The 11,969-nt window shown below is 57.5% G+C and carries 13 protein-coding genes; 9 read left to right on the top strand and 4 right to left on the bottom strand.

Going from position 1 to position 11,969, the window contains the following annotated elements:
• Positions 1-6 precede the first annotated feature (6 nt).
• Entirely contained in the window at positions 7-177 is a 171-nt protein-coding gene (locus LARV_RS17430) for a YHS domain-containing protein (RefSeq protein WP_075074841.1), read from the bottom strand.
• Positions 178-401: 224 nt separating this feature from the next.
• Here LARV_RS17430 and LARV_RS17425 point away from each other — a divergent pair, with 224 nt between their 5' ends.
• The 4 genes from LARV_RS17425 to LARV_RS17410 all read left to right on the top strand — a co-directional run bounded on the left by LARV_RS17425 (position 402) and on the right by LARV_RS17410 (position 4,065).
• Positions 402-890: a GbsR/MarR family transcriptional regulator gene (locus LARV_RS17425; protein WP_075074840.1), complete on the top strand. Its 489-nt coding sequence runs from the start codon at positions 402-404 to the stop codon at positions 888-890.
• Between the two features lie 40 nt (positions 891-930).
• On the top strand, positions 931-2,844 hold the full coding sequence (ftsH, locus tag LARV_RS17420; protein ID WP_083522670.1) for an ATP-dependent zinc metalloprotease FtsH: 1,914 nt from the start codon (positions 931-933) through the stop codon (positions 2,842-2,844).
• A gap of 158 nt (positions 2,845-3,002) precedes the next feature.
• Entirely contained in the window at positions 3,003-3,461 is a 459-nt protein-coding gene (locus tag LARV_RS17415; protein WP_075074839.1) for a DinB family protein, read from the top strand.
• A 1-nt stretch (position 3,462) separates the two neighbouring features.
• Complete coding sequence (locus LARV_RS17410; RefSeq protein WP_075074838.1) at positions 3,463-4,065, top strand: DNA-3-methyladenine glycosylase family protein; 603 nt, start codon at positions 3,463-3,465, stop codon at positions 4,063-4,065.
• A gap of 32 nt (positions 4,066-4,097) precedes the next feature.
• On the opposite strand, the gene LARV_RS17405 is transcribed toward LARV_RS17410, so the two are convergent.
• Entirely contained in the window at positions 4,098-4,772 is a 675-nt protein-coding gene (locus LARV_RS17405) for a rhomboid family intramembrane serine protease (RefSeq protein WP_075074837.1), read from the bottom strand.
• 126 nt (positions 4,773-4,898) lie between these two features.
• On the opposite strand from LARV_RS17405, the gene sigZ reads away from it, so the two are divergent.
• On the top strand, positions 4,899-5,477 hold the full coding sequence (gene sigZ / locus LARV_RS17400; RefSeq protein ID WP_075074836.1) for an RNA polymerase sigma factor SigZ: 579 nt from the start codon (positions 4,899-4,901) through the stop codon (positions 5,475-5,477).
• Positions 5,478-5,548: 71 nt separating this feature from the next.
• Complete coding sequence (locus LARV_RS17395; RefSeq protein WP_075074835.1) at positions 5,549-6,715, top strand: permease; 1,167 nt, start codon at positions 5,549-5,551, stop codon at positions 6,713-6,715.
• 437 nt (positions 6,716-7,152) lie between these two features.
• Here LARV_RS17395 and LARV_RS20835 read toward each other — a convergent pair whose 3' ends face one another.
• Both LARV_RS20835 and LARV_RS17390 read right to left on the bottom strand, forming a co-directional pair.
• Positions 7,153-7,287 (bottom strand): hypothetical protein, encoded by a 135-nt coding sequence (locus tag LARV_RS20835; protein WP_269084966.1) that lies wholly within the window; start codon positions 7,285-7,287, stop codon positions 7,153-7,155.
• 188 nt (positions 7,288-7,475) lie between these two features.
• Entirely contained in the window at positions 7,476-7,913 is a 438-nt protein-coding gene (locus LARV_RS17390) for a MarR family winged helix-turn-helix transcriptional regulator (protein WP_075074834.1), read from the bottom strand.
• A gap of 183 nt (positions 7,914-8,096) precedes the next feature.
• Here LARV_RS17390 and LARV_RS17385 point away from each other — a divergent pair, with 183 nt between their 5' ends.
• The 3 genes from LARV_RS17385 to LARV_RS17375 are packed head-to-tail and all read left to right on the top strand — an operon-like array spanning position 8,097 to position 11,930.
• On the top strand, positions 8,097-8,795 hold the full coding sequence (locus LARV_RS17385; protein WP_075074833.1) for an ABC transporter ATP-binding protein: 699 nt from the start codon (positions 8,097-8,099) through the stop codon (positions 8,793-8,795).
• Entirely contained in the window at positions 8,785-9,534 is a 750-nt protein-coding gene (locus LARV_RS17380; RefSeq protein ID WP_075074832.1) for an ABC transporter ATP-binding protein, read from the top strand. Before LARV_RS17385 ends, LARV_RS17380 begins: the two co-directional genes overlap by 11 nt.
• The gene (locus LARV_RS17375) at positions 9,531-11,930 is read left to right on the top strand and encodes an ABC transporter permease (protein ID WP_075074831.1); all 2,400 of its coding nucleotides are present in this window, start codon (positions 9,531-9,533) and stop codon (positions 11,928-11,930) included. The genes LARV_RS17380 and LARV_RS17375 overlap by 4 nt, the downstream gene beginning before the upstream one ends.
• The last annotated feature ends 39 nt before the right edge of the window (positions 11,931-11,969 follow it).

The following is an 11,969-nucleotide window of genomic DNA, read 5'->3' as shown; positions in this document are numbered from 1 at the left end:
GCGTACTCAGTGCATCCTGTGCCCGCTGCCCGGTTTGGCCAGGTACTTTTCAGGTTCCTTGTCAAAGGACTTCTTGCAGCCGGGTGAGCAGAAGTAATAGGTTTTGCCCTGGTATTCGGACTTGCCAGCGGCCGTTTTGGGGTCGACTTGCATACCACAGACGGGATCGATTTCCATTTTTTCTCCTTTACGTCTATATCGCTACGAATATACTAAACAATAGCATGAATATCTTAAATTTGTATATAAATCGTCCCATTGCGGGTTTTCAAATAAAAAATTAACAAGACTCTATTAAGGGATTAATGGTTCCTCGTTAAAATTAGTTCAGTACGTACGAAACATATAGAAATAAACAAACGAATGCAACCTCTGGTGAAAACAGAAAGGAGCATACCGAATTGAATGATGACAACCCGAAAAGAGAATTCGTTGAAAAGGCCGAAACCTTTTTCGAAACCCAGCATCTACCCCGGATGGCCGGCAGACTGCTGGGCTGGTTGTTGATTTGCGTTCCGCCTGTTCAATCGGCCAAAGAGATCGGTGAAACGCTCCAAATGAGCAAGGGCAGCGTCAGCACCATCGCCCGCCAATTGAGGCAGATGGGCCTGATCGAAAAAGTCGCACAAATTGGCGCGCGCGGCGACTTCTACCGGATCCATCCTAACGCCACAGAAAGCATGTTGTTGGCCCGGCAGGCGGAATTTGAACGTTTATATGACCTGTCCATACAGGGATTGAATCAATTGGAAGATGAAAGCCCGCAGGATCGCCAGCGGCTGCTGGCGGTAAAACGGATGAGCGCAATGGCTGTCGCTGAAATGACCCGCCTGATCGACCAAATTCACGAGGCCGAAGGCGAAACTGCCAGATCCGCTTCTGAAAAATGAGGTGTATTCTACACTCATTGATGATTAAAAGGTGTGAAAGATGAAAAAACAAATTCCTGAACCCGATAAAGGCAAATCCGATAAGGATTCAGATTCCAATAACGAAATTCGAAAGCGCCAATTAAATTTTGGCCTGAGTTACCTTTTCGTTGCCTTGATCGGCATGTGGTTATTCCAGCAGTTTATCCTCACGCCGTTGATGATCCGCGAAATCGAGATTCCATATAGCGAACTCAAGGCGAAGATCAAAGCCGGCGACGTTATTGAGTTGACGCTGGGCACGGACCGGATCGTGGGAACGATGAAGAATCCAAACGACACCTCAGCGCAGGCCAAACCGGTAAATTTCACCACGACCGCCATCCCCACCGGGGATCCAGCCCTGATCCAGGACCTGGATCAGGCCGGAGTGAAATACAGTGTCGCCGAGCCGGCCAGCCCGGTTGGTAATTTCCTGATCGCTTATGTTCTGCCGCTGGTTTTGATCGGCGGAATCTGGTATTTTGGTTACCGCCGCCTCTCGAAAAGCGGCTTTGGCATGGGCGGCATGGGTGGCGTGATGGGCGTCGGCAAGAGCAAGGCAACCGAGGTCAAGCCCGAAGAGATCGGCGTGACTTACAAGGATGTGGGCGGCGCTGATGAAGCCATCGAGGAACTGAAAGAGATCATCCAGTTCCTCAAGCAGCCTGAGTCGTTCGCCAGGTTGGGCGGGCGCATCCCGAAGGGTGTGCTGCTGATTGGCCCTCCCGGAACGGGAAAGACGCTGCTGGCCAAGGCTACCGCGGGCGAGGCGCAGGTGCCCTTCTTCGAAACCAGCGGTTCTGAATTCGTCGAGATGTTTGTGGGCGTTGGCGCGGCCCGTGTCCGCGACCTGTTCGAACAGGCTCGCAAGGCGGCGCCTTCGATCATCTTCATCGATGAAATCGACGCCATCGGTCAATCCCGCGGCGGCGCCGCGCGCTTTGGCGGCAACGACGAACGCGAACAAACCCTCAACCAGTTGCTTTCCGAGATCGACGGTTTTCGTTCGGAAGAAGGTAAACCGGTCATCATCATGGCTGCCACCAACCGGCCCGAAATTCTCGATCCCGCGCTGCTGCGCGCCGGGCGTTTCGACCGCCAGGTAACCGTCTCGGCCCCTGACCTGACAGGACGGCTGCAGATTCTGCGCATCCACAGTGAGGATATCCAGCTGGCTCCGGAGTTCGATCTCGAACGGGCGGCGCGGATCACTCCCGGATTCACCGGCGCCGATCTGGCCAATGTCATGAACGAAGCAGCCCTGCTGGCAGCTCGCCGGAACGCGGACGGTGTGACCATGGCCGACTTCGAAGCCTCCATCGAACGTGTGGTGGCCGGTCTGGAAAAGAAATCGCGCGTGATGAACGAACAGGAACGCACCACCGTCGCCTATCACGAGAGCGGACACGCACTGGTGGCCGAACTGGTGCCGCACGGCGATCCGGTGGCCAAAGTGAGCATTGTCCCGCGCGGCCGCGGCGCGCTGGGCTACACCATGCAGATGCCGACCGAGGACCGCTACCTGATGACCCGCGCTGAACTGGAAGATCGAATCGCGGTCATGCTGGGCGGGCGCGCGGCCGAACAGGTGGTGTTCAACATGATCAGCACCGGCGCCAGCGACGACATCAAACGCGCCTCCGAGCTGGCACGGCGCATGGTGACCGAATTCGGCATGAGCGATAAGCTGGGCGCGGTCCGCTACGCCACGCAGCAGTACCAGTTCCTGGCGAGCGAAGATACCACCGCCACCGCCAGTCCCGAAACGTTGAAGATGATCGACGAGGAAGTCCAGCGCATCATCACCCAGCAGTACGAACGCGCGCAGAATCTGCTGCAGGAACACCATTCGGCGCTGGAATGGTTGACCCGCCAGTTGCTGAAGACCGAAACGGTCGACGGTTCCGTCGTCAAACAGGCCCTGGCCGAATAAAAAATACCCTTTCACAATCTACAAAGTGCTGCCCGGTTATGGGCAGCACTTTGTTCTTTCAAGGACTATTTTGTATAATGAGCCTGTCGAGCCGGGGCCCGTCAGACACGAGCTTTTATGGGTCGATGTCGAGTAAAGGTTCGGGAAAGGAGGGATACATGAAAAGACAACAGGTGCTGGCAAAACTGGAAGCCGCCTGGGCAGCCTTCAACGACTCTTACACCGGTTTGAGCGACGATCAAATGCTGCAGCCGGGCGTGATGGAGCATTGGTCGGTGAGGGATCTCATCGCGCATGTGGCCTGGTGGGAGGAGGAATCGTTGCAGCATCTCCCGCAGATCCTGCAGGGCATCCGTCCGCCGCGTTATTCGGTCGTGTACGGCGGCATCGATGCCTTCAACGCCCGGATGACAGAGCTGAAGCAGAAACTGACCCTGGCAGAGGTGCGCCGCCAGGCATTGGACACTCACCAGCGCCTGGTGGTGTATTTGAACGGCGTCCCGGAAGAGCCGTTTGCCAGCGACACGCGCTTCCGGCGGCGTTTACGCCTGGACACCTACAGCCACTATCCGATTCACGCCGCGGCAATCCGGGCCTGGCGGGAGCAACAGACCTGAGATGGATTATTTCCGCTACAACGGCGAGGCGATCGATTATCTGAAGGCGCGGGATTCCGAACTGGGGCGGGCCATCGATCGAATCGGCAGGATCGAGCGCGGCGTCATCCCGGATCTGTTCGAAGCGCTGGTGAGCGCCATTGTCGCCCAGCAGATTTCAGCCAAAGCAGCCGCCACGGTGTGGGGCAGGGTGGCAGAGCGCTGCGCGCCGATCACGCCGGGGCACCTGGCGACCTTACCGGTCGAAGAAATTCAAGGCTGCGGCATGTCGATGCGCAAAGCCGGATATATTCGGGAGTCCGCCCGCACGATCGAGCAGGGCGAGGTGGATCTGAGCGCGCTGCCGGCTTTGGAGGATGGGCAAGTGATCCAGCGTTTATCTTCCCTGCCTGGCATCGGGGTCTGGACCGCAGAAATGTTGATGATCTTTTCCATGCAGCGCCCGGACGTGGTCAGTTGGGGTGATCTGGGCATCCGGCGCGGCATGCGAATTCTGTACGGGCAGGATTCGCTCGATCGGGCGCAATTCGATGGCTACCGGCGGCGCTATTCTCCTTATGGGTCCGTGGCCTCGCTGTATTTATGGCGCATTGCCGTCGAATAGGTCCGGCGGCCGATTCGATCAGCGAGCTGCGCTTACCAGGCGACGGGGCTGCTGGGTTCGTGGCGTCTGGCGAAGAGGAAGGCAATTACCACGCCAAAAATAAATCCGCCGACGTGCGCCCACACGGCCACACCGCCCACGTCGGGCCCACCCAGGCTGAGGAAGCCTTCGAAGAGCTGAAGGACGAACCAGAATCCCAGCACGATACTGGCCGGCACCGGCCTCAATTGTAAGAAGAAACCCAGTGGAATGAAGGTCAGGATCCGGCTGCGCGGGTAGAGCACCAGGTAGGCGCCCAGCACGGCCGCAATGGCGCCGCTGGCGCCAACCGTAGGGATCTGGGAGATTGGATTGGTATAGACGTGAGCCAGCGACGCCACCAGGCCGCCCAGCAGATAGAAGACCAGATACTTGAAATGGCCCATGCGATCCTCGACGTTATCGCCGAAGATCCACAGGTAAAGCATATTGCCGATAATGTGCGCCCAACCGGCGTGCATGAACATGCTGGTGAAAATATTTCTGAAACTGGCCAGGCTGGTATGAGCCGTAAAATTAGCCGGGATCAGGGCATACTTTTCCACCAACGCGTTTTGGTTTACGCCGGCCATCAGGAAGAATAAAAAGACAATGACATTAAGCAGGATCAAAGCATAATTGATCAGAGGAAAATTGCGGGTCGGGGTTTGATCGCGGATTGGGATCATGCTTTCAGCTCCACTTGTCGTTTGATACGATTGTAGCAAGAAAAATGATAAGATTGTTAACGTCCCTGCATAAGCAGAGCCTTCCTTTGGGTTCGTCATCAATTCTGGGATCAGGAATCGGGAATCATGCAAAGTTCGAACCTGGAATCTCTCTGGACACAAATGCATGACCGGCTGCACCGTTTCATCCTCAGCCGGGTGCCGGATGAAACGGTTGCCGATGACATCCTGCAGGAAGTCTTCTTGCGTATTCATACCCATCTGGATGGCGTCCGTGATATGGACCGTCTGGAGAGCTGGATCTTCCAGATCGCCCGCAACAGCATCACCGATTATTATCGCGCCCGGCGCCGGGTGGTGCCACTCGAAGGCTCAGGGATCGAAAACGAACTGATCGCGGATGAACCCGAAGAACCCGACGCCGCCGCCGAACTGGCGCCTGCGCTGCGCGAGCTGGTCGAAGGTTTGCCCGAACTGTACCGCCAGGCTCTGATTCTGACCGAATATGAAGGCCTGAGCCAGAAGCAGGCGGCCGAGCGGCTCGGTATTTCCTTCTCGGGCGCCAAATCGCGCGTCCAGCGCGCTCGCCAGATGGTATTGGATGCCTTGCTAAGCTGCTGCCACTTCGAGTTCGATGTGCGCGGGGTGCTGTGCTGCTACCGTTCGCATTGCTGCTGCTGCGACGGAGAAGAGCTCGATTTCTAAGACCGTTCTTGCGTCCTTTTTGCGTCCGCTCCGTCTATCTTGTGTAATCACACAACATCAGGAGAATTCGGATGCAAATTATTCTTCAGGCTTTCTTAAAATCAATCTCGCAGGTGGGCCTGAGCTTCCTGCACAACTGGCCCTTTCTACTCGCCAGTATCTTTCTGGCGGCGGCGTTCAAAGCCTATTTGAAACCCGAAAAAGTTTCCGCATTTCTATTGCGCTACCGGCAGGCGGGGGTGGTGGCTGCCACCGCAGCCGCAGTCGGTACGCCGCTGTGTTCGTGCGGCACCACGGCCATCCTCCTGGGCATGATGGCCGGGATGATGCCGTGGGCTCCGATCGTGGCGTTCATGGTGGCTTCACCGCTGAGCTCGCCGGGAGAATTGATCTACAGCGCGGGGTTGTTCGGCTGGCCTTTCGCAGTGACCTATTTCGTTGCCTCGATCCTGTTGGGGTTGGTGGCCGGGGGCATCGCCGCTGGATTGGAAAACCGGGGTTGGTTCCACGGCCAGTCGCGCCTGGCCGGGCTGGTGAAAAACGATCCGCCCAAAACCGAGCCCTCCCTGCCGGCGGATACTTGCGGCTGCGGCCGCACGGTCAAACCGGTTCTCTCGCTTCGCGCAGCACCGGCCTGCTGCGGTGAGCCGGCTCTGGCTGTACCAGCGGCGGTCCCGGTCCTGGCGGGAACTTGCGATTGCGGCGCGCATGAGGCTGCCTTTCGAACCACGCCGCAGGTGGGCTGCGAATGTTCGGGAGGTAGTAGCAGTAATCCTCTTGGCCTGGCCGAGCGGATCCAATCCTTCGGTCAGCGGTTTCAAATCAGCGCATTATGCAAAGAATCCGCGCTCACGGCCCGCAGGCTGCTGCCAATGTTTTTCGGCTTTGCCTTCATCGGTTTTTTCTTGAACGGCCTGGTGCCTTCGGAATGGATCGGGTTGGTATTCGGGGCCGGTAAGGTATACAGCGTCCCGCTAGCCGCAACGTTGGGCCTGCCGCTGTACATCAACAGCGAAGCTTCGCTGCCATTGGTGCAGGGGTTGATCCAGGGCGGCATGAGTCAGGGCGCTGCGCTGGCTTTCCTGCTGTGCGGTTCGGGGACGTCCCTGGGCGCCATCGCCGGCGCTCTGACCATTGCCCGCTGGCGGGTGGTAGCCCTGGTCGTTGGCGTCCTCTGGTTGGGCGGGATCGCCCTGGGCTTTACTTATGACGCGCTGTTGATGGCCGGCCTTTTCTGATCTCTCAGGACGGTTGTCTCGACAGCATGGCGCACCCGTATGGCAGCAGGAGGATGGAATCGGATAACGATTTCGTCCTCCCGCAATAAATCGATCAGGCGGTGATGCCGGATCTCTGCCGGAAACGGCACGGCCTGAGCCTGGGCATTCACATTTATGAACACCTAAAGCCGTTTGCCGGTTGACACTTTACGGAAGACCAGTGTATTGATCGCGGGATCGACCAGCGGCCAGATCAGGTCTGCGGATCTCATTACGGAATCCCTGGATCGGAGGTGAATCAACCGGCTAACCAGGTCGTGCAGAACCCGGTTTTGAGAGTCACTCCAGGGATAGGGGGCCCGGTTGTGGTCGTCATCGCCGGTCAGACCCAATTCGGAACCGTAATAAATGCTGGGCGCGCCGGCAAACCTATCGATGCCGCCGTCCTCGCCGTTTTACCAGCCTGGGCTGCCGCCGCGGGCATACCGCTCCGGAAAGATCTGATATCCCACCGTATCCTTGGCCCAGGCCGGCGGAGAGAAAACATCCTCGGCGTTCAAATAAGGATAGTCGAAGAATTGATCGGACATGTGCTGGGCCTCCGGCTGGGCGTTCAAATCATGGAAGCCGCGGCTGCCGTAAAGAATCCTCTCCGCGCCGGATTAAGATGATTTCGAGCAAATTGGTTGATGTGTATATTATATTCAACAGACTAAACAATAAATTAGTTTATACATCAATTAATATTCTTCCTCTCCCACAGCCAGACGCTTGAATCTCATTCCGTTGGGCGCAGAGATGCTTCCAAACGCCGGTTGAAGCGCGAGAGGATGCGCTGAAGCGAGTCGATTTCGTAGAGTTCCAGGCCCGCGTAGCGCTGGTCCAGGAAGTTCCGATAGGCGGCCCTGACTCTGACCAGCAGCGCCATCCCGCGCGGTGTGAGGGTATGGCGAATGGCGCGTCCGTCCCTGGGATCGTTATAGCGTTCCAGCAGGCCGTCCGCCTGCATGCTTTTGAGAATGCGCGTCATGTTGCCCTTGGTGCAGATCAGGCGCTGGCTGAGTTCGCTCAGGGTCAGGCCGGGAGACTGTTCCAGGTGAAGCAGCGTGTAATACCGGGTGGTTCCCAGTTTGAATTGCTCGAAAAAGCGCTCGTCGCTATCATTCATCAGCAATTGTGAGGTGAGGAGGGTGGAATTGACTTCTTCGAAAGCCATGCATACCTCGATCGGTTTTGACTCGTTGATTTCTACACTATAAGGAAGATATTCTCCCACGTCAATATCTTCAGGTATGAAGTTTTGGAATGATGATCTATTTCTTACACTCTTGTTGTAGAATTTTTAATGCATAACGGGGTCTTTTGTTTTCATCGAATTTCTACGCGCATCTGGTTTCACATGTCCACAACTCCACCGTCATCCGCATTGATCCAGCTCACGAACGTGTGCAAGGATTATCCAACGCCAGCCGGGCCTTTTCGCGCCCTGAGCCAGGTTTCGTTACAGGTGAAGCTCGGGGAATTCCTGGCCATCACCGGGAAATCCGGCGCGGGCAAAACCACGCTGGTCAACATGATTACCGGCACCGATCACCTGACATCCGGCGAGGTCTGGGTGGATGGCGTTTGCGTGCATACGATCCCGGAAGATCAGCGTTCGCGCTGGCGCGGAAAGAACATCGGCGTGATCTACCAATCCTTTCATCTGCTTCCCAAGCTTTCGCTGCTCGAGAACGTGATGCTGCCCATGGACCTGTGCGGCCTGTACCGGCCGCGGCTGAGCCAGCAACGCGCGGCCGATCTGCTGCGCGCGGTGGAGCTGCAGGACCATGCCAATAAGCTGCCGTCCCAGATTTCCGGCGGGCAGCAACAGCGGGTCGCCATCGCGCGCGCACTGGCCAACGATCCGGCGTTGATTGTGGCGGATGAGCCCACCGGAAGGCTGGATTCGGTCACGGCGCAGGTCATTTTTGACATATTTCAGCAGTTGATCCGCCAGGGCAAGACGATTGTGATGGTGACCCACGACCGGGGCATCGCGCATGTGGCCGACCGCGTGGTCCGGCTTCGAGATGGAGCGTTGACGGATGGAGACTAAATTCCCATTCCGCCAGCAGGAGTTCACCTGGGACGATCGGCGCCCGTTGATTGAGGTGCGCGACCTGAACAAGGTGTTCAAAATGGCTTCCGGAGAGGTGCACGCGCTCAAACAGGTGAACCTGGAACTCGAAAAGGGCAAGTTCATCGGGGTGGTGGGGCGCTCGGGATGCGGAAAATCGACCCTGGTGAATATGATCACGGGCATCGACCGTCCCTCGAGCGGGGAAGTGTGGGTGGCCGGGCAGGCGTTGAACGCGCTGGCCGAGGGCAAACTGGCCGAATGGCGCGGGCGGATGTTGGGGATCGTCTTCCAATTCTTCCAGTTGCTCCCCACCCTGACGCTGCTGGAAAATGTGATGCTGCCGATGGATTTCTGTCACCTGTACACACCCTCCGAACGGGAAGACCGTGCGTTGGGATTATTGGCGCGGGTCGGCCTGGAGAAGGAGGCGGAAAAATTCCCGGGCATGGTATCGAATGGGCAGCAGCAGAGCGCGGCCGTGGCGCGCGCATTGGCCAACGATGCGCCGATTCTGGTGGCGGACGAACCCACCGGCAACCTGGATTCGCGTTCCGCCGAGGATATCATTCAGCTTTTCGAGGAGTTGATCGCGCAGGGCAAGACGATCCTCATGGTCACGCACGATGCTGACCTGGCGCAGCATATGGACCGGATCATCCACATGTCGGATGGTGAGATTTTGCCGAACCCGGGCGAGGAGACGACTCAGCCGTGAGACCGCGAACCCGGAAAATCCTGAGCGATTTCGCAGGCAACCGCGCCCGATCGATCATGGTGGTGGCATCCATTGCGGTCGGCCTGATTGCGGTCGGCATGATCTTGGTCCTTATGGTGGCCATGCCCGACGATATGAAGGAAGGCTACGCGGCGGTCAACCCGGCGAATATTCAAATCGAGGGTGTGAGTTTCGATCCGGATTTCATCGACCATCTCGGGCGGCTGCCCCAAATTCGCCAGGCCGAAGGGGTGGCCATCAAAACCCTGCGCATCCAAACCGGTTCGAATCAATCGAAGCCGATCAAAATCCTGGCTGCCAGGGATTTTTCCAAAAGAAGCATCAATCAGGTCAAACTGGTGGAAGGGACCTGGCCGCCGAAGGAACGGGAAATTGTCCTCGAGGTCAACCGCGCGGATGAAACCCCCTATAAAATCGGCGACGAGGTGCGGATTCAGCTCTCGAGCGGGGATATACGTGAGGCAAAGCTGGTGGGCATCGTGCAGGATCAGACGCTGGGCGCCGACCGCGGCGGAGCAGGCTTTTTTCTGGCGCCCATTCAGGGATATGTCACCCTGGATACGCTTCCGTTGTTTAGACTGCCCGAGCAGTTGACCACCCTGCAGTTGACGACCGTGGACGGATCGGACCTGAAAGCCATCGAGGTGGCGGCTAACACGGTTCTGGAAGATTGCCGTCGAAACGGGGTTCCGACCATCAGTAAAGCGGTGCGCCTGTCCACGGAGCATCCCAACCTGCTGTACGTCAATGCCATGACCGCCATCCTGTTCCTGTTGGGTTTGCTGGTTATTTTCCTGAGCGCTTTCCTGATCATCAACACGCTATCGGCGCTGCTCAACCAGCAAATCGAACAGATTGGAATTTTCAAGAGTTACGGAGCGACGCGCGGGCAAATCATCTTCATGTACCTGGGCCTGGTGCTGCTGTTCAGCGCCTTTGGCTTCCTCATCGCCATCCCGCTGACCAATGCCGTGGCTTTCCGCGAACTGGACGGGCTGGCGCCGCAGTTGAATTACATCTCGCGCGGCTTTCGCTGGGTGCCGCAGGCCGTGCTGGGCCAGGCGCTGATCGCCCTGATCGTCCCCCAGGCGGCGGCCCTGATCCCCATTCTGCACGGTTCGAACCTCACCGTTCAACAGGCGCTCAGCGGCAGTGAAAGCGATGAGGTCAAAAATCCGGTCCGGCGACCGGCGTGGGTGAAGCGCCTGCATCTCTCGCGGCCGATTTCGATCTCGCTGCGCAATGTTTTCCGCAAGCGCCTGCGCCTGATCCTGACGCTGATCACCCTGGCGTTGGGCGGCGCCATGTTCGTGGCGACTTTCAATATGCGGGCCAGCATCGAGAATTACATCGAACGCCTTGGGCATTACTTCATGGCCGATGTAAACCTTTCGTTCAGCCAGCCGTATGACCTGACCGAGATCGAACAGATTGCCCGCGAATCTCCGGATGTGGCATCCATCGAAGGCTGGGCGGCGTCAATCGGGCAAATGGTCACAGCGGACGATCAGCCCGGCGAGACCATTCTGATGCAAGGCCCGCCGGAAGACTCTGCATTGTTGGAACCGATTCTGGTCCGCGGGCGCTGGTTGAATCCACAGGATGCGAATGCCATCGTGCTCAACGAGGTGTTCATGGACCTGTATCCGGACGTTCAGGTCGGCGACACGATCAAGATCAAAATTGGCGGCCAGGAGATACGCTGGCAGGTGGTGGGCTTTTTCCAGTTTGCCGGAAAAAATACAGGCCTGGTCGCTTTTACCAATTACAGCCCGCTGGCAAAGGCCACCCATACCTGGAACCAGTCGACGGATTTTCGGATCGTGGCTCGAAGGAGCGGCCTGACGCTGGATGAGCAGAACGACCTGGCGGCAAAACTGGAAACCGCTTTTACCGATCGAGGCTACCAGGTATCCGAGGCGAGGGCCGGAAAATCCATTCTGAAGAATTCGGCCACCGGCTTGAACGCCCTGACCGGTTTCTTGCTCTTTCTGGCCATTCTGATGGCAGTGGTTGGGACGATCGGCCTTTCGGGAACGATGAGCCTGAATGTCATGGAACGCACGCGCGAAATTGGGGTCATGCGGGCCATCGGCGCCTCTGATTTCGAAATTCAACGCATGGTCATTGTGGAAGGCATGCTGGTGGGCTTGCTCAGTTGGGTGGCCAGCCTTGCGGCGGCAATCCCGGTCAGCAACGGCCTGGCGAGCGCGATCGGTGAGGCGATTTTTGGCAGCCCAATTCCGGTTACCTACACCCTTACGGGCATCAGCCTATGGTTGGGACTGATGGTGATCTTCACCATCCTTGCTTCTTTGATGCCGGCGCGGACGGCCTCGCGGTTGACGATCCGGCAAATCTTGGCGTATGAATAACGCATCCAGGTAGGTGAACGATGAAAGCACTTCGGATGA

It is taken from the genome of Longilinea arvoryzae, assembly GCF_001050235.1.
Classification (GTDB): Bacteria; Chloroflexota; Anaerolineae; order Anaerolineales; family Anaerolineaceae; genus Longilinea; species Longilinea arvoryzae.
The sequence above is the reverse complement of the archived record's forward strand: the minus strand, read 5'-3'. Positions and strand labels throughout refer to the sequence as shown.

Coding starts and splice junctions, on each gene's coding strand:
- LARV_RS17430 (WP_075074841.1), bottom strand. CDS start 177: ATGGAAATCGATCCCGTCTGTGGTATGCAAGTCGACCCCAAAACGGCC.
- ftsH (WP_083522670.1), top strand. CDS start 931: ATGAAAAAACAAATTCCTGAACCCGATAAAGGCAAATCCGATAAGGAT.
- LARV_RS17415 (WP_075074839.1), top strand. CDS start 3,003: ATGAAAAGACAACAGGTGCTGGCAAAACTGGAAGCCGCCTGGGCAGCC.
- LARV_RS17410 (WP_075074838.1), top strand. CDS start 3,463: ATGGATTATTTCCGCTACAACGGCGAGGCGATCGATTATCTGAAGGCG.
- LARV_RS17405 (WP_075074837.1), bottom strand. CDS start 4,772: ATGATCCCAATCCGCGATCAAACCCCGACCCGCAATTTTCCTCTGATC.
- sigZ (WP_075074836.1), top strand. CDS start 4,899: ATGCAAAGTTCGAACCTGGAATCTCTCTGGACACAAATGCATGACCGG.
- LARV_RS17395 (WP_075074835.1), top strand. CDS start 5,549: ATGCAAATTATTCTTCAGGCTTTCTTAAAATCAATCTCGCAGGTGGGC.
- LARV_RS20835 (WP_269084966.1), bottom strand. CDS start 7,287: ATGTCCGATCAATTCTTCGACTATCCTTATTTGAACGCCGAGGATGTT.
- LARV_RS17390 (WP_075074834.1), bottom strand. CDS start 7,913: ATGGCTTTCGAAGAAGTCAATTCCACCCTCCTCACCTCACAATTGCTG.
- LARV_RS17385 (WP_075074833.1), top strand. CDS start 8,097: ATGTCCACAACTCCACCGTCATCCGCATTGATCCAGCTCACGAACGTG.
- LARV_RS17380 (WP_075074832.1), top strand. CDS start 8,785: ATGGAGACTAAATTCCCATTCCGCCAGCAGGAGTTCACCTGGGACGAT.